The organism is Arenibacter catalasegens (assembly GCF_002909235.1).
Taxonomy (GTDB): domain Bacteria; phylum Bacteroidota; class Bacteroidia; order Flavobacteriales; family Flavobacteriaceae; genus Arenibacter; species Arenibacter catalasegens.
This window is the reverse complement of the sequence record NZ_PHQQ01000038.1, coordinates 1-17,748: the sequence shown is the minus strand read 5'-3', so window position 1 is coordinate 17,748 and position 17,748 is coordinate 1. Positions and strand designations below refer to the sequence as shown.

Sequence of the window (17,748 nt, the reverse complement as noted above, 5' to 3'; positions counted from 1 at the left end):
TTATAAAAATGTAATTTGGTTTAAACTTAATTCAATGTTATTGATTTTCTTTTGATACCTCTCCATCGTCATCTTTTGAGTCGCTTTTACCACTTCTCTCTTCCAATTCCTTATTTCTTTTGGCTTCTCTTTCTTCTAATAATTTTTTCCTTCTTTCTTCGTATGCCTTTTTACGTTCTTCCCTAATCCTAAGCTGTTCGGCCCTGTTTTCCTCTGCTGTCTTTGTCCTTGCTTCTTCCGCCTGCTTTGCTTTCTCCTGTCTTTCTATAATTGCATCGCTAATATTATCCTCCGCTTCTTCCTCTTCAAGGTCCTCAAAATCATTTCTTGCCCCCTGTTTTCTATTCGGAGCACTTATTTTTCTAGTCCTTGATATTCCTCGTAAAACAAGATCGCTAATATCGTGTCTTTTCTCGGAATACAACATTACAACATCTGCCGATTTATCAAAAATAAAATCATATTTTTTATTTGCCCCTATTTTCTGTACTTCATTAAAAACTTGATCTTGAATAGGCTGTATCAATCGTCTTTTTTGAAGGACCAAATCCCCCTGAGGACCAAATCTATCCTGCTGATAATCGAACATCTCCTTTTCCAAAATCTGGATCTCCTCTTGCCGTTCTGAAACCAACTCCTCTGTTAACAGCACCTTCTCTGCCATTAAATCCTTCTTCATCTGGTCAATTTCTCCCTTCTCCTTATCCACTTCCAATTTCCATTTCTGTACTTTGGCCGCCAATTGCTCATTAGCCTCTCTGTACTCCTCCACATTCTCCAGGATATATTCCATATCCACATAACCGATCCTAACCCCTCTTTGTGCCGAAATACTAGCGACAAATGCAGTTGCAACTAGCAACAAAAGTACTTTTGATTTAATTCTCATGCTATCTTCTTTTTATACTATAGAAAATATCGTGCCAAAATAACTAAATATTTTAGAATGAACCATTTAACATATAAAACAATTGCAAATTTCTATATATTAAAACTGTTGTCCAATGATGAAGTGGGTTTGCCAACCGCTAGGTCCAGTTGAATTGGGGTTGTAATCTTGATCAAATCCATATCCAAAATCAATTCCCAATAATCCAAATGCTGGCATAAAAATACGTAGTCCCACTCCGGCAGATCTTTTTAACTCAAACGGATTAAAGTCTTGAAAATTGTTGAAAGCATTTCCAGCCTCTAAAAACACCTGTCCATAGATGGAAGCTGATGGTTTTAGTGTTAATGGGTATCTAAGCTCCAATGAATATTTATTGTACACAATTCCGCCATCCTGTACTTGTCCGCCACTTAATGGATCCGTACTATATGGTGTTAAGGATTGATTCTCATAACCCCTTAAAGAAATTACATCCCTACCGTCCAAGGTATAGGAACCCATTCCGTCTCCACCAACAAAAAATCGCTCGAATGGAACCTTGCCTACCTCTTCATTATAACTTCCTAAAAATCCAAATTCGGCATTGGTTCTCAATACCAATTTATCAACCAAGGTTGTATACCAATCTCCTTTAAAATTAACCTTATAGAATTCCAACCATTTAAAACGTTCTTGGTCTATACGCTCAATTTCTTCACTATTCGTCTCCTCAATGGCTACTTCCTGATCTTCATTAAGCTGCTTATAATCTATATTATTCAACAAAGAAAATGGAGGGGTAAACTTGGCGGTAATTTCAAAATTAGAGCCCGATCTTGGATAAATACGTCCACCGCCAGTAGCATTTCTAGAAATCCCAAGGGTATAGGCTATTGAATTTGATTTTCCGTTTCCGAAATTGAAAAGCCCTAAGTTATAATCCTGAAAATTATATAATTGATATCCCACAGAGTGCGATATGGTAAAGAAATCATCTGGCCATTGCACCCTTTTGGCCAAACCGGCCGTAATTCCAGTAATGGAAAATTGCTTGCTCTTATCCGGTTTACTACTTACATATGGGTTATAATAGAATTGCTGGGTTCTAGAAAGGGACATATTAAACCTTACCGGTTTTTTACCCCCTAGCCATGGCTCTGAGAAATTTAAACTATACACTCTATAGGTCCTACTGGCCTGTAAACGCAGGGCAAAAGTTTGCCCATCTCCCATTGGAACTGGCTTATAAGCCTCCCCATTAAATAAATTTTTCATGGAGAAATTACTAAAGGACAACCCTAAGGTGCCTATAAAACCTCCACCGCCATACCCTCCTTGGAGCTCGATCTGACTAGAACCAGCTTCTACCAAGTTATATGCGATATCCACTGTTCCGGCATTTGGATCAGGATTTTGGATATCTGGCTTTATCTGTTCAGCATCAAAGAATCCCAATTGTCCTAATTCCCTGATACTCCTAATAATGTCCGATTTATTATATTTTTGGCCCGGCCTGGTACGTAACTCCCTAAAAATAACATGGTCATTGGTCTTATCATTACCAATTACGGTTACATGATCAAGAAAAGTCTCTTTCCCTTCAATAATTCTTATTTCAAAATTGATGGTATCATTTTCAGCAGAGATTTCTACGGGATTGATACTGGAAAATAAATAACCATTATTTTGATATAAATTGGTCAAATCTTCAGCATCTGGTTTGGAGTCATCGGCGATACGTTTTCTCAACAATACCCCATTATAGGTATCTCCCTTTCTAACTCCCAATACTTGGGCGAGTTGACGGTCTGTATATATGGTGTTTCCAACAAAATCCACATCCCCAAAATAATACTTATTCCCCTCCTCTACTTTAATCTTCACATCGATCAAATCATCGGAAACCTTTACAAAAGTATCCGAAATAATTCGGGCATCCCTAAACCCTTTTTCGGCATATTTATCCACTAGGGATACTAAATCGGTTTTGTAATCCTCTTCAATATATTTGGATTTTTTCCAGAATCGGTAAAACTTTCTTTTCTTGGTCTTTTTCAAGGCCTTACCAAGTTGTTTGTCTGACAACTGATCGTTTCCTTCAAAAACAATATCGTTGATTTTTACCTTTTCACCTTGCTTAACATTAATGACCATTGTCTGCGTATTGGCATCGGTGGTGTCTTTTGCTGTAGCAATGTTGACCTTGGCATTTAGGTAACCTTTCTTTTTGTATTTGTTCTGAATGTAATTCTTGGAATTCGCAATTAAGCTCTCGGTAATCTTCTTCCCCTTTTTAAGATCGGTATCCTTTAATATTTCATCAATCTTTCTTTTCTTAACCCCGTAAACGGTTACATTGGAAAGCGTAGGCCTCTCAATAATATTAAGTTCAAGAAAAACATTCTCCCCTTCAATATTAATGATATAGAAGCTTATATCTGTAAAAAGCTCCAATCCCCATAATTTATTGATAACGGCACTGATTTCATCGCCAGGTACTGTTATGGGTTGCCCAATTCTTAAGCCCGTGTATGTCTTTACGGTCTGTTCGTTGTAACTTTGCAATCCGGTTACCTCCAATCCCCCAAGTATATACCTTTTACCATCTTCATAGGACGTATCCTGTGCAGAGACAATTGTAGTACATATTAAGAATAAAAGTGTGATAAAAAGTTCAAGTGACATGAACCTTGTCGTGTCTCTAGGTGAGTTGTTCGCTAGTTTTTCCAAATCTTCGTTCTCTGTTCTGGTAATTTTTAATGGCTTCCAATAAATGTTGCTCCGAAAAATCCGGCCAAAATACATCAATAAAATACAATTCTGCATATGCAATTTGCCAAAGTAGAAAATTACTGATTCGATGCTCTCCGCTGGTACGAATCAACAAATCTACGTCTGGTAAATTGTGCGTGTAAAGATGGTTATTAATAATGGTTTCGTCAATATTTTCGGGAGAAATTATATTATTTTTAACTTTGATACTTATCTGTTGTACAGCATTTTTTATCTCTTCTCGAGATCCATAACTAAGGGCGAGGGTCAAAGTCATTCCTGTATTTCCACTAGTTTTCGCCATAACATCCAACAATTCCCTATGGGCACTTTTGGGCAAAGAGGCTATATTGCCAATGGTGTTCAACTTTATATTATTGTTGTTCAAGGTTATCAATTCCTTTTTAAGGGAAGACACCAATAATCGCATTAAAGTATCTACCTCCAATTTTGGCCTGTTCCAATTTTCGGTGGAAAACGTATATAATGTAAGAAACTCCAAACCTAATCTAGCACAGTCCTCAACAGTTCTTTTAACTGTTTTCACTCCCTGCTCATGACCAAAGACCCTTAATTTTCCTTTTTCTTTTGCCCATCGCCCGTTACCGTCCATAATTATGGCCATGTGTCTTGGCAATGATTTCATTTTCACCTCTTCCAAACTATTCATTTTAAAATTACTGAAAGCAATCCTGACAAGGTTTCCTTCCAAACGTATACGTTAAAGTAACCCCCGAGAAAACATACCAGTCATCACTAAAAATATTTCCAAATCTAAATTCTTCATAATTGGACCCTTGCGGATTACTGGCATCCAAATTATCCGTAAAAGTATATCTAGCCCCAATTTCAGCCCCAACGATAAAAAATTGACTGATCCTTAATTTCGCCCCAACGGTCATTGGAATAGCAAAAGACCCATCCTTTTGTCCAATATCCTGCAATTGAGCAGCATCAAAATAATGATACCCATATCTAAAATAGGTAACCCCTGTATATAGATAAGGTGTAAATGCCGGACCTAATTGATGTAAATTATATTCCACAAAATTAAACTCCAAACCTGCAGATGCCTCCAAAACACTATTGTCCATTATAAAATTTCGCTGCTGCCTTGAGGGGATATCAGATTTAGCATCATTAGCAGTAAACTCGCCATATATAATACTGGCCCTCCAAGCATAACGTTTACTCTTGTTCCATTTAAACAAACCACCAAACGCTGGACCCGAAGGCAAAATAAAATTAGACCTTCCAACATCGCCTATATTATTAGCACCTCCCGCAAATAGGCCAACTTCATATGTTTGTCCCTTAGTTTCATTAAAAATGAAAAGAAGAATTGCCGCAAAAAATAACCTCATTATTTATAAAAGTTTGCAAATATAACAATTTCAGTAGTTTAGACTAGTAAATTATTACATTCATGTTCTCACTTGATAAACAGATTTTGTTCTTTTTTATTGTCACTCCAAAAACAATCAATTCCGCTTATCCTCGCCCCACAATAATTTATTTCGCAGTGTTTTTAGAAAACTTTCGGAAGTATATTCGATCATTTTAATTGTAAAAGGCGCCTTTCTAATAAAAATCTCCTTTCCACTTGCCACTGTTGCAATTCTAGAGTCAAGAGACACTAAGTGACTTTCTTCCCTTCCGGAAACTTTAAGCCTTATAAGGGTGTCATCAGCAATCACCAATGGTCTCGCATTAAGATTATGGGGTGCAATTGGAGTAAGTACCAACGATTTTGCCGTAGGTGCAATAACTGGGCCACCACAACTAAGGGAATAACCTGTAGATCCAGTTGGGGTAGCAACGATAAGGCCATCGGCCCAGTAAGAAGTCAGATATTCATCATTAAGGTGCGTTTCTACCGTAATCATGGAAGTAGTATCTTTTCTGCTTACCGTAATCTCATTCAGCGCAAAGTTCAATGTCTTAAATTCGGGAATATTGGATTTGTCACTCACCTCTACCAAACTTCGCTCTACAACAGTATAGGCGCCTGATACAAATTCCATGACCACCTTCCGCGCATCCTCTTTCCTAAATGTGGACAAAAAACCCAGTCTACCGGTGTTTACCCCTACTATAGGTATTCCAAGATCACGAACATAGGTCGTCGCCCTTAATATTGTACCATCCCCACCAAAACTGACAAACATATCAAAAGTGGCATCCAATCCCTTAGAATCAGTGAATATGGGAAATTCACCCACATTCCTCTTGGCCATTATTAGGCTGTAAAAATCTTTTTCAAAAAAAACTTGTGCATTTTCCTTGTGAAGTTCGTCCAATAACTCTACAATATAATCCAAGGCACTGTTCTGGCAGGTAAGTCCGTAAATGGCAACTTTCATAGGAGTTAAACATTTAGGTATTTATCCAGATAATCAGACCTTTGTTTTAAATCCTCAATAAATTGATCGTCGTTATTACCATATAGTATGGTATAGTTATACCTTCTAAAAGATTGTATAATTTCATTTAAATGCGTGCTACCTATTTTAATGGTAATCTGAATAACATCATTGCGAATATCTGTAATAAACCCTCCTAAAACTTTAACGTTATTACTCTCAACAATTTGAGCAATTTCACTAAAAGAGTAATCCTTTACACCTTTCGCCAAAACTAGGATACCCCCGGGCTCTGTAAAAAAGGGTGTATCTATAAATTCATCCACAATATCTATTAAATCGTAATAACCTATCACCAAGCCTTCCTCATCAAGAACAGGCAAAAGGTTAGCCTCATTTTTGGAGAATACCGCCAACACATCTAACCAAGAAGATTCTTTTCGCACAAAAAAGGTTTCCAAGTTATACCGGTAATCCTCTATCTTTTTATCCGCTTCATAATTATCCAGATCTTTTTCATCCAAAACTCCAATAAAAAAATTCTCTTCCACCACAGCAATATGGGAATAGGTCGAGTCCTTAAAGAATTTGATCACTTTTTTCAAGGAATCACCTACTTTAAAAATCGGCAATGTGGCAATTATGTTGTTTTGAATATTCATAACTTCATATTATAACGCAAAATACTAATAAAAATTTCTAAGAACCCTATCCTTCCGAAGTATTATTGTTTAATGGACTTAACTTTTACAGGCTATTAAAAATCCTTCCCCATTAATTACCAATACGCTAAACTCTGCACTTTTCGCAAGCTTAAGATACCTTCCTAAACATTATTTACAATTATGTCGCCAAATGCCAAAGTAAGTATACAGAATCGAATTCTTTCATCATAAAAACTACAAAAGGTATGCCTAATTTGTATTTTTGCTTTTTTTAATACCCTAAAGTGATATGACAAAGCTTAGCGTTAATGTAAATAAAATTGCAACATTAAGAAATTCACGTGGCGGAAACGTACCAAATCTGTTAAAAGTAGCCAAAGATATTGAAGATTTTGGAGCACAGGGAATAACCATACATCCTAGGCCAGATGAAAGACATATTAAATACCAAGATGCCCGGGATTTAATGAAAGTGGTCCAAACCGAATTCAACATTGAAGGCAATCCTATACGCTCTTTTATAGATCTGGTCTTGGAAGTAAAACCAGCACAAGTAACCCTTGTACCGGATGCCGTTGACGCTATAACTTCCAACGCCGGTTGGGACACCCTTAAGCACAGGGACTTTTTAAAAGAGGTTATTACCACATTTAGAAATAACGGAATCAGAACTTCCATTTTTGTCGATGCCAATATTAAAATGATCGAAGGAGCTGCCCTAACCGGGGCCGACCGGATTGAACTATACACTGAAAGTTATGCCCATGAGTACGCCAAGGGAAACAAGAACGGGGTAACTGTTTTTACTGAAGCGGCCAAAGTGGCGCATCAATTGGGATTGGGACTAAATGCGGGGCACGACCTGAGCTTGGACAATATAAAATACTTCAAGGAAAATATCCCCCACTTATTGGAAGTTTCCATTGGCCATGCCCTAATATGCGAATCCCTATATCTGGGTCTGGAAAATGTAATTAATATGTATCTAAACAAGCTAAAGTAATGCCAATTTTACATTCTAATATTTTAGGAAAGGGTTCTCCCATCATTATCCTACATGGATTTTTAGGAATGTCGGACAATTGGAAATCGATGGGTGTAAAATATGCCGAGGAGGGTTTTCAGGTCCATCTTTTAGATTTACGCAACCATGGAAAAAGTTTCCATTCCAATGAATTCAATTATGATCTCTTAGCAGAAGACGTAAAACGGTACATGGCACACCATCATATGGTTAGCGCCATCATACTGGGTCATTCCATGGGAGGAAAAACTGCTATGCTTTTTGCTTGTCGCTACCCGTTGTTAACAACTAAACTACTGGTAGCTGATATTGCCCCAAAATTCTATCCTCCACATCATCAGGATATCGTCAACGGCCTTAATGCCATAGATATCCGCTCCATTAAAACTAGAAATGAAGCGGACGAGCAGCTATCCAAATACATTACAAATGTCGGGATTCGCCAGTTCTTATTAAAGAATCTGTATTGGGAAGATAAGGGCGTTTTGGGTTTTCGCTTCAATCTAGAGGTTTTAAGTGAGCGAATGGAGGAAATTGGTGAAAACATTAGTCCTACAGACACATACACAGGTCCAACACTTTTTTTAAGGGGAGAAAAATCAGAATACGTAGGATTGGATGACCTAACTGTAATAAAAAGACATTTCCCTTCGGCACATATTGAAACAATAGATAATGCAGGGCATTGGCTACATGCGGAAAATCCAACCCAATTTTATGAAAAATCCCTTCACTTTATCAAATAGGGCCGTAAGTTTTTCCGGGATAAAATTTAGGAGCACGATGAATACCCTAACCATGACCTAAATAAAATCTTCTTTCTATAGCGGAAAATAAATGTTTACTTTTAAGGGTAATATACCAAAACACACAACCCTTTTTTAACCCCTAAAAAAATAAAATTATGAATCTAATTTTAAGAATTCTCCTTAGTGCAGTAGCCGTTGTTATTTTAGCAAACATATTACCTGGCGTTGGAGTGGACACCTATACTACGGCCATTATTGTTGCCATTGTCCTAAGTTTGTTGAATTTTATAGTAAAGCCCGTTTTGGTTATACTAACCTTACCGGTTACCATCCTTACCCTGGGCCTTTTCTTGCTCATTATCAACGCCATAATCATCCTTTTGGCCGACTACTTTATTAGCGGTTTTCAAGTAAATAATATATGGTGGGCACTACTTTTTAGCCTTTTACTCTCCTTTCTACAATCAATATTTTATTCTTTTCTAAATGATGACAAAAAAATCTAGTTTACCTTTTTGACATTCAGTAATTTAAAAACTTGTTGGGGATTAGAAAATGTAGTACTTTTGCATCCCATTTTATTTTAGCAAAATTAGATATAGAAATGAACATCACGAAAGAGCAGATTGACGATTTAAATGCAGTAGTAAAAGTTGCGGTAACCAAAGAGGATTACTTCGATAAGGTAGAAACAATCTTAAAAGACTACAGAAAGCAGGCAAATATACCAGGTTTTAGAAAAGGTCAGGTACCCATGGGACTGATCAAGAAACAATATGGAAAGGCAGTTTTGGTTGATGAAGTAAATAAGTTGTTGCAAGACAATCTCAACAAATACCTTACAGAGGAAAAGTTGGATGTTCTAGGGAATCCACTTCCAAAACAACAGGACAACTTTAACTGGGATTCCGAAGAATTCGCGTTTGAATTTGAATTGGGACTAGCTCCCACTTTCAATGTTGACCTTAAATCGAAAAAGGCCATTACCCACTATAAGATTATAGCCGGTAAAAAAATGATCGATGAGCAAGTGGAGCGTATCCAAAAGCAATACGGGAAACTGATAAGCAAATCCGAAGTTGGGAAAAAGGATGATGTAAATGGTGTTTTCAAGAACGAAGCGGAAGAAATAGACAACAAGACCGTTATCGAGATTGAACAAATAAAAAGCAAAAAAGCACTTGAAAGCCTTTTAGGCAAAAAAGTTGGCGACGTGGTCACCCTTAAAACAAAAGGGTTGTTCAAGGAAGATCACCTATTGGGTAGTTCTTTAGGTATAGACGGTGAAAAATCCGAAAAATTGGACATCGAAGTTACTTTTACCATTGAGGAAATAGACGAAAAGGAACCAGCAAAATTGGACCAAGAGCTTTTTGATAAATTATTTGGCAAGGATACCGTCACTACGGAAAAAGCGCTTAAGGAACGAATCAAAGAAGATTCAGAAAAGCAATTTGAGCAACAGTCCGATCAGAAGTTGCTAAATGACATTACCGAACACTTTATAGAAAATATCAAATTTGACCTTCCATCGGAATTCCTGACCAAATGGATTCAGACGACGGGCGAAAAACCATTGACAGAAGAGGAAGCCAACGAAGAATTTGAAAAGTCAGAAAAAGGTTTGCGCTACCAACTGATCGAGGGCAAAATCATCCAAGAAAACGAGATTCAAATCCAGTTTGATGAACTTAAAGAATTTGCAAAAGGCTTTATAAAGCAACAAATGGCACAATTTGGACAGCTAGACCCTAAAGAGGAGGAATTGGACAATATTGCAGCTCGGGTCCTTTCCAACCAAGATGAGGTAAAAAGACTTTCGGAGCAGTTAATGAGCCAAAAACTATTGACCCTTTATAAAGAAAAGGCGAATTTAAAACCAAAAGAAGTTACTTACGAAGACTTTGTCAAGGAGGTATACGGGTAATTGGATTAGTTGAAGGTTACATTTTAATTCCGCCCAGATAGGAGTTATTAAAATCAAGTTTCACTAAAAATAAGTATATTTACAGTGTCGAAGAGTATATTTTCGACACTTTTTTTATCTTAAAAAACTATTGATTAAAAATATGGATTACGGGAAAGAATTCAAAAACTACGCTATTAAACATCAGGGAATAAATAGTATGTATTACGATACTATTCTAAGTAGTATGTACCCCACCAACCTTACTCCCAACATTATAGAAGAAAGACAGCTAAATGCCGTGGCAATGGATGTTTTCTCTCGATTAATGATGGATAGGATTATTTTCTTGGGAACGGGAATCAATGACCAAGTTGCCAATATTGTACAAGCGCAGTTATTATTCTTGGAAAGCACAGATGCTACTAAGGACATACAAATATATATCAATTCGCCAGGCGGAAGTGTTTATGCAGGTTTAGGAATCTATGACACTATGCAGTTCATAAAACCTGATGTAGCTACTATATGCACCGGAATGGCAGCCTCTATGGGTGCTGTTCTTCTTTGTGCCGGTGAGAAGGGAAAACGAAGCGGTCTTACCCATTCCAGGGTAATGATCCATCAACCTCTTGGCGGTGCACAAGGCCAGGCCAGCGATATAGAGATTACCGCTAGGGAGATATTAAAACTTAAGGATGAATTGTACCAGATAATTGCAAAGCATTCAGGACAAACCCTTGAAAAAGTCAGTGATGACAGTGATAGGGATTATTGGCTGAAAGCAGACGAAGCCAAGGAATATGGCATGATCGATGAGATCTTAGTAAGGGATAAGGATTAGAGACGACTAAAAGTATCGAAAAATCACTGTTCCTTCGCTTATGGATGAACCAAAATGTAGATTTTTTCGGTACTATTATTGAAAGTGATAAAATGATATGGCAAAAGAAAATTTAGAATGCTCTTTTTGTGGTAGGAAAAAGCCAGAAACCAATTTATTAATTGCGGGCCTTGATGCGCATATATGCGATCGTTGTATAGAGCAGGCACATGGAATAGTTGCGGAGGAATCCAAGCAGACCAAGAACAATGACCTTTCCTCTGAGCTAACATTAAAAAAACCTTTGGAAATAAAGGAATTTTTGGACACGTATATTATTGGTCAAGACCGTACCAAAAAAGTAATGTCCGTTGCAGTTTACAACCATTACAAAAGACTACTACAACCAAAAAGCAAGGAAGACGATATAGAAATCCAAAAGAGTAACATTATCATGGTAGGTCAAACCGGGACAGGTAAGACCCTAATGGCAAAAACTATTGCCAGAATGTTAAATGTTCCTTTGGCCATTGTTGACGCTACCGTTCTTACCGAAGCTGGTTACGTAGGGGAAGATGTGGAAAGTATACTTACGCGTTTACTTCAGGCTGCGGATTACAATTTGGAAAAGGCGGAACGTGGTATCGTCTTTATAGATGAAATTGATAAAATTGCTCGTAAAAGCGATAACCCTTCAATTACCCGAGATGTATCCGGAGAAGGCGTTCAGCAAGGACTTCTTAAACTGCTTGAGGGTACCGTAGTAAATGTACCGCCAAAAGGAGGAAGAAAGCATCCGGATCAAAAATTTATAGAAGTAAACACAGAAAATATTTTGTTTATTGCCGGAGGTGCCTTTGACGGAATTGAAAGGCACATCACCAAAAGGTTGAACATGCAGGCCGTAGGCTATAGCGCGTCCAAAGCTGAAGAAAAGGTAGACAACAATAATATTCTACAATACATAGTCCCTAAAGATTTAAAGGATTTTGGGTTAATACCAGAGATTATTGGCAGATTACCTGTACTTACCCATATGAATCCTTTGGATAAGGAAACGCTAAGAGCCATTTTAACAGAACCAAAGAACGCCATTATAAAACAATACGAAAAATTGTTTAAGATGGATGGCATTTCCTTTAAGATCACAGATCAGGCATTGGACTATATTGTGGATAAGGCCATAGAGTACAAATTGGGCGCAAGGGGATTACGCTCCCTGTGCGAAGCTATTTTCACAGATGCTATGTTCGAGTTTCCTAGTACTGATGAAACACAGTTTAAGGTAACAAGACCTTATGCCGAAGAGAAATTGTCTTTTGAAACTATTAAAAAGCTAAAAGCAGTCTCGTAAGACTGCTTTTAGCTTTTTAATTTATATTTTTCCCTACTAAATAGAAGAAATTCCGGTTATCAGGCTACGTATTGTTTTTGCATAACCTTAGCCAACAGATCTTGGCACACTTTACTGATTATCTTCTCATCGGTATAGAGCTCATGCCCAAAATTATTAACAGTTTCCAAATCTGCACCAATTGGACCAGACCAGTCCTTGGTTGGTCTAAACTCATCATTTTGCCCATAAAGTAGTTGAACATTACCCTTTGGCTTCTCGTTTTCGAGACGTAACCTTGTACTTGAAACCGCATATAACGATTTCATTGGCAATCCTTTAAGTGCTGCCTTCCATGCAATTGTCCCACCGATACCAAAGGCCAAATAGTGGCTGGGCTCCTTTTCTTTTTTTAGTAAATGGGCCACTGCTGTTTCCACACCTCCTTCAATAAATTCCTTATGTATATTTTCTGCAGAGTCCACCGCCAAACTAACATCGGCTAAATGTTGACAATCGTAAAAGGTTATATTATAATATTGCTGTAAATAACCTAAATAGGAGGTAATCCATAGCCCTTTTTTAGATCCCCACATATCGGACAATATTACTAATCTATTCGCCATAATAAAAAGTTTAAAAAGTTAAAGGGAAACATTTGATAACTCTAAGTTGAACAATAAGACCGTTTTAGCCTCATTTATTTGTTCATCTGAAGCAATTCCTCGATGTAGTCCCTTTTATTGGATAATCGTGGAATTTTATGTTGCCCTCCTAACTTGTCTTTGGATTTTAGCCAATCATAAAAAAGATTTTGTCTGGCAATATGCACCTTGGGAAGCTTTAAAGTAATATTATTATAACGCTTGGCCTCGTAGTCAGAGTTCAAAGATTTTAGAGCATTATCAAGAAATTCGGTAAAATATGCCAATTCTTCAGGTGGCTTACGAAATTCTATGATCCATTCATGCGCACCCTTTTCCTTACCCTCCATAAATATAGGTGCCACGGTATAGTCCTTTATTTCTGATCCCGTTTTTTTACATATAGTTTTCAAGGCTTCTTCTGCATTTTCAATAATGAGCTCCTCCCCGAATACATTTATATGATGTTTGGTTCTACCTGTTACTTTGATCCTATAGGGGTTGGTAGAGGTAAACCGCACGGTATCCCCAATTTTATAACGCCAAAGCCCTGCATTGGAAGTAATTATTACCGCATAGTTTTGATCTACCCTCACTTTCCATAATGGAAGAGTAATCTGCTCACTTGTCCCATAGGTATCCATTGGAATAAATTCGTAGAAAATACCATAATCCAACATCAGCAATAGATCATCCGCATTATTTCTATCCTGAATGGCAAAAAAACCTTCGGAAGCGTTATAAATTTCATAATAGTTGAAATTCTTCCGAGGCAATAATTTGGAATATTGATCCTTGTACGGATTAAAACTAACCCCGCCATGAAAGTACACTTCCAAATTCTCCCAGACCTGAAAAAGGTGATCCTTTCCTGTTTCCTCCAAGACATTATTTAAAAGCACCAACATCCACGAAGGCACTCCTGCCAGACTGGTTACATTCTCTTGAACACTTTCCTTTATGATCGCCTGTAATTTAGTCTCCCATTCACTCATAAGCGACACCTTATTACTTGGTGTACTGCTCAATTCTGCCCAAAATGGCATATTATCTATTAGAATAGCCGAAAGATCCCCGAAAATGGTACCATTATCCTGATACAGTTCCTTACTCCCCCCTAATCGCAAACTCTTACCTGTAAACAATTGCGAGTTTTCATTATTATTTAAATACAGACAGAGCAAATCCTTACTGGATTTATAATGACAATCCTCCAAGGCTTCGGAACTGACAGGAATAAATTTGCTTTTGGCATTGGTAGTACCACTACTCTTGGCAAACCATTTAATGGTAGTTGGCCAAAAAATATTTTGCTCTCCCCTTCTTGACCGCTCTATCATAGGTTCAAACTCCTCATAAGAAACAATAGGAACCCGTTCTATAAAAGTTTCATAGTTGTTGATAGATTCGAAGTCGTACTTTCTTCCAATTTCCGTATCCTCAGCAAAGGACAACAATTGGTGCAATACCTCATCCTGTACCTCCTCAGGGTACTTTAAAAAAAGTTCTATCTGATGATAACGCTTTTTCAACAGCCAAGAAGCAATGGAATTGAATAATGGTATTGGCATTTTTAGGTATCTTTATCCCTATTTAAAGCAGGGTTTTGGGTTAAGAGCCTGTTTAAGAATTCGTCAATTGTTTTTTATGCCCCTTTTGTGCAATATTTCGTTAAAATTTTGAACCGTAGTTACAGCTATCCTCAAAAATTATACCTCATTCTGCGCAAAAATGATCTCTTAAAATACTAATTATAAATTTTTAAACAGGCTCTAGATTAATTAGCTAAAAATAGCTTTAAATGAATTCATATTCAAATAGAATTTACGTTAAGCAAAAAAATATGCAGTATCAAGGTGTTTTAAGAAAAATGGAAACCGAATTGGCAGACCCTATTCAATATTACTTAATCTTTGAGGGAGATTTTTTAAACTTAAATCAGGTTTTGAACAAGGAAATTAAAATTTCCTTTGTAAAATTCCAATGTCTTAATTGTGGAGAGGATCGTCCTATTTTTAGGCAGGGCTTCTGTAAAACATGTTTTTATGAAATTCCTACCGCTGGGGACTGGATCATGAGACCAGAATTGAGTACTGCACATTTGGACAAGGAAGATCGTAATTTGGAATATGAAAAAAAGGTCCAATTACAGCCGCACATCGTTTATCTTGCCAATTCCAGCAACATTAAAGTGGGTGTAACCCGAAAGTCGCAGGTACCTACAAGATGGATAGATCAAGGTGCCCATGAAGCCTTAGAAATAGTTGAAGTACCCAATCGTTATTTGGCCGGGATTACCGAAGTGGCACTTAAAGAACACATTGGCGACAAGACCAATTGGCGAAAAATGTTGACCAACGATGTGGACGATGAGAATTTGGTGGAATATAGAAATAAATTAAAACAATATATTCCAGATGAGGCAACTCCCTATTTTATAGAAAGTAATACAGAAACCCATCTAGAATTTCCAGTATTAAAATATCCTAAAAAAGTAAAAAGTCTTAACCTCGGCAAAACACCCAATTATTCAGGAGTTTTAACAGGTATCAAGGGGCAGTACCTGATTTTTGAGGACGACACAGTCTTTAATATCAGGGGAAGTGAGGGTTATGTTGTAGGACTGGAAGTAAAGTAGATAAATATTAAAAAGGCGGGAGACACTAAAGGATTAACCATTAAATTGTATGTGTTTGGAATTCAATTCTTATTTACTTTAAAAAAAGTGGCCCCTGGATTTACATCGGAAAAACTCATATTTAGGTAAAGCAGGCAGCCTCAAATTAATTTTTATACATCTAAGATATGTTGCTAGATCAAGACCAACTAGACGTTACAACTTCATCCAAAGACGAAACACCTATTTCTGTTTTTTGGTATAGACGTGACCTAAGAATAGAGGACAATACAGCGCTGGCAAAGGCATTGGACCTCAACTTCCCTGTACTTCCCATTTTTATTTTTGACCGCCATATTTTAAATGAATTACCTAAGGATGATGCCCGAATTGGTTTTATCCATCAATCACTTCTAAAGATAAAAGAGTCCTTAAAGTCACGTGATTCGGACATACTATACCTGTCTGGAGAACCAAAGGCCGTATGGCTACAGTTGATTTCCAAATTTAATATTGTTAATGTATTTTGCAATAGGGATTATGAGCCCTATGCTATAGCTAGGGATAATGAAATTGAGCAATTGCTTAGCAAAAAAGGCATTACTTTTTTTAGTTATAAGGATCAGGTAGTTTTCGAAGAAAATGAAATTTTGAAAAGCAATAATGAACCATATACCGTTTTCACACCCTATAAAAATAAATGGTTGGCCAAATTCCATGAGGAGAACTATACAGAACATAAGAATCCAAAGCTCAACAATCTTTATAAAGCCAATTATCCTACTATATCTTTGGAGGACATTGGGTTTAAAAAGTCAGGTATTGAAGTAAAGGACTTTGATTTGTCACAGCTCCATCTTTATAAAGATAAAAGAGATTTTCCTTATGATGATATTACCAGTTATTTAAGTCCCCATTTAAGATTTGGCACCATAAGTATTAGGCAGTTAATTGCCAAAATCGATAAAAATAATGCCGTATTTTTAAGCGAATTGATATGGCGGGAATTCTTTATGCAAATACTCTTTCATTTCCCCAAGGTAGTCACAGGAAATTTTAGGGCTAAATACAACAATATTCAGTGGAGAAACAATAAGGAAGAGTTTAAACTATGGTGCCAAGGAAAAACTGGCTACCCAATGGTGGATGCCGGAATGAGGCAACTTAATGAAACTGGTTTTATGCATAACCGGGTAAGGATGATTACTGCGGGCTTCCTATGCAAACATTTACTGATCGACTGGCGCTGGGGTGAGGCCTATTTTGCTAAAAAATTATTGGATTATGAATTATCCTCCAATAACGGCAATTGGCAATGGGCTGCAGGAACAGGATGTGATGCTGCTCCCTATTTTAGGATTTTCAACCCCCTTTCGCAACAAAAAAAATTTGACAAGGATTACAAATATGTAAGGAAGTGGATTCCAGAATTTGATTCCTTTGAATATCCAGATCCTGTGGTGGAGCATAAATTTGCGCGAGAAAGAGCCTTGGCAGCCTATAAAAGCGGAATTGAGGCTTAATCTTCGGATTTTCAACCTATTTAAACAGTAGCAAGGAACTACCAATAACTATTGACTCCAAAATGGAAACTTAAGATTCTATACGCCAATTCGAATGAAAAATAAATAGCTTCATGCGCCATTTTAAAAAGGTGATATAGGTAAGTGAAGTTTCTTTAATGTATTAAATTTCACCTAAAATATTTTCTGGGAACAATCAACATTCCAAAACATTCCCCATCTTGCTTACCCATGTTCTTATGATGAATTTTATGGGCTTTCCTCAAAGCCAGTAAATATTTGTTTTTAATATTCTTAAACCATTTAAATCTATGGTGTATAAGCACATCATGTAATGAACTACCTCGAGGCAGAGCCATCGAGGTATCAAAATAAACGTAATTGATTCTTATGTATCACGCTATATTGAGATTTTCCCTGGTTTTGGAGGTATTTCTTAATTACCTCTTCATTCGCAT

16 protein-coding genes and 1 pseudogene are annotated in these 17,748 nt (G+C 37.0%); 8 read left to right on the top strand and 9 right to left on the bottom strand.

What is annotated here, in order from left to right; all coding sequences use genetic code 11:
• Positions 1 to 37 precede the first annotated feature (37 nt).
• From CWD90_RS21355 to CWD90_RS21330, 6 genes are all read right to left on the bottom strand, one after another.
• Entirely contained in the window at positions 38 to 883 is an 846-nt protein-coding gene (locus CWD90_RS21355) for an OmpH family outer membrane protein (RefSeq protein WP_394335828.1), read from the bottom strand.
• Positions 884 to 988: 105 nt separating this feature from the next.
• Positions 989 to 3,556, bottom strand: a complete 2,568-nt coding sequence (locus CWD90_RS21350) for a BamA/OMP85 family outer membrane protein (protein WP_103478089.1) — start codon at positions 3,554 to 3,556, stop codon at positions 989 to 991.
• Between the two features lie 16 nt (positions 3,557 to 3,572).
• Positions 3,573 to 4,313 (bottom strand): isoprenyl transferase, encoded by a 741-nt coding sequence (locus CWD90_RS21345; protein WP_103478088.1) that lies wholly within the window; start codon positions 4,311 to 4,313, stop codon positions 3,573 to 3,575.
• A gap of 7 nt (positions 4,314 to 4,320) precedes the next feature.
• Complete coding sequence (porG, locus tag CWD90_RS21340) at positions 4,321 to 5,007, bottom strand: type IX secretion system protein PorG (RefSeq protein WP_103478087.1); 687 nt, start codon at positions 5,005 to 5,007, stop codon at positions 4,321 to 4,323.
• A 117-nt stretch (positions 5,008 to 5,124) separates the two neighbouring features.
• Complete coding sequence (locus CWD90_RS21335; protein WP_103478086.1) at positions 5,125 to 6,006, bottom strand: NAD kinase; 882 nt, start codon at positions 6,004 to 6,006, stop codon at positions 5,125 to 5,127.
• A gap of 5 nt (positions 6,007 to 6,011) precedes the next feature.
• Positions 6,012 to 6,668 carry a CBS domain-containing protein gene (locus CWD90_RS21330; RefSeq protein WP_103478085.1) on the bottom strand — a complete coding sequence of 219 codons (657 nt, stop codon included), beginning with the start codon at positions 6,666 to 6,668 and terminating at the stop codon, positions 6,012 to 6,014.
• A 292-nt stretch (positions 6,669 to 6,960) separates the two neighbouring features.
• On the opposite strand from CWD90_RS21330, the gene CWD90_RS21325 reads away from it, so the two are divergent.
• The 6 genes from CWD90_RS21325 to clpX all read left to right on the top strand — a co-directional run bounded on the left by CWD90_RS21325 (position 6,961) and on the right by clpX (position 12,527).
• Positions 6,961 to 7,674 (top strand): pyridoxine 5'-phosphate synthase, encoded by a 714-nt coding sequence (locus CWD90_RS21325; RefSeq protein ID WP_103478084.1) that lies wholly within the window; start codon positions 6,961 to 6,963, stop codon positions 7,672 to 7,674.
• A complete protein-coding gene (locus tag CWD90_RS21320) occupies positions 7,674 to 8,441 on the top strand; it encodes an alpha/beta fold hydrolase (RefSeq protein ID WP_103478083.1) in 768 nt (255 codons plus the stop codon). Before CWD90_RS21325 ends, CWD90_RS21320 begins: the two co-directional genes overlap by 1 nt.
• A gap of 158 nt (positions 8,442 to 8,599) precedes the next feature.
• The gene (locus CWD90_RS21315) at positions 8,600 to 8,950 is read left to right on the top strand and encodes a phage holin family protein (RefSeq protein ID WP_103478082.1); all 351 of its coding nucleotides are present in this window, start codon (positions 8,600 to 8,602) and stop codon (positions 8,948 to 8,950) included.
• Between the two features lie 98 nt (positions 8,951 to 9,048).
• Positions 9,049 to 10,371, top strand: a complete 1,323-nt coding sequence (gene tig / locus CWD90_RS21310) for a trigger factor (protein ID WP_103478106.1) — start codon at positions 9,049 to 9,051, stop codon at positions 10,369 to 10,371.
• 142 nt (positions 10,372 to 10,513) lie between these two features.
• A complete protein-coding gene (gene clpP, locus CWD90_RS21305; protein ID WP_103478081.1) occupies positions 10,514 to 11,194 on the top strand; it encodes an ATP-dependent Clp endopeptidase proteolytic subunit ClpP in 681 nt (226 codons plus the stop codon).
• 97 nt (positions 11,195 to 11,291) lie between these two features.
• Positions 11,292 to 12,527 (top strand): ATP-dependent Clp protease ATP-binding subunit ClpX, encoded by a 1,236-nt coding sequence (gene clpX, locus CWD90_RS21300; RefSeq protein WP_103478080.1) that lies wholly within the window; start codon positions 11,292 to 11,294, stop codon positions 12,525 to 12,527.
• 59 nt (positions 12,528 to 12,586) lie between these two features.
• On the opposite strand, the gene CWD90_RS21295 is transcribed toward clpX, so the two are convergent.
• Together CWD90_RS21295 and CWD90_RS21290 are read right to left on the bottom strand one after the other, a co-directional pair.
• Positions 12,587 to 13,132, bottom strand: a complete 546-nt coding sequence (locus tag CWD90_RS21295; protein ID WP_103478079.1) for a hypothetical protein — start codon at positions 13,130 to 13,132, stop codon at positions 12,587 to 12,589.
• A 74-nt stretch (positions 13,133 to 13,206) separates the two neighbouring features.
• A complete protein-coding gene (locus CWD90_RS21290; protein WP_103478078.1) occupies positions 13,207 to 14,721 on the bottom strand; it encodes a GH3 auxin-responsive promoter family protein in 1,515 nt (504 codons plus the stop codon).
• Between the two features lie 272 nt (positions 14,722 to 14,993).
• Here CWD90_RS21290 and CWD90_RS21285 point away from each other — a divergent pair, with 272 nt between their 5' ends.
• Both CWD90_RS21285 and CWD90_RS21280 read left to right on the top strand, forming a co-directional pair.
• On the top strand, positions 14,994 to 15,788 hold the full coding sequence (locus CWD90_RS21285; RefSeq protein WP_103478105.1) for a DUF2797 domain-containing protein: 795 nt from the start codon (positions 14,994 to 14,996) through the stop codon (positions 15,786 to 15,788).
• 167 nt (positions 15,789 to 15,955) lie between these two features.
• Positions 15,956 to 17,290 (top strand): cryptochrome/photolyase family protein, encoded by a 1,335-nt coding sequence (locus CWD90_RS21280; RefSeq protein ID WP_103478077.1) that lies wholly within the window; start codon positions 15,956 to 15,958, stop codon positions 17,288 to 17,290.
• Positions 17,291 to 17,460: 170 nt separating this feature from the next.
• On the opposite strand, the pseudogene CWD90_RS23525 reads toward CWD90_RS21280, so the two are convergent.
• Positions 17,461 to 17,625, bottom strand: a pseudogene (locus tag CWD90_RS23525) (sterol desaturase family protein); the annotation flags it as partial.
• Between the last annotated feature and the right edge of the window lie 123 nt (positions 17,626 to 17,748).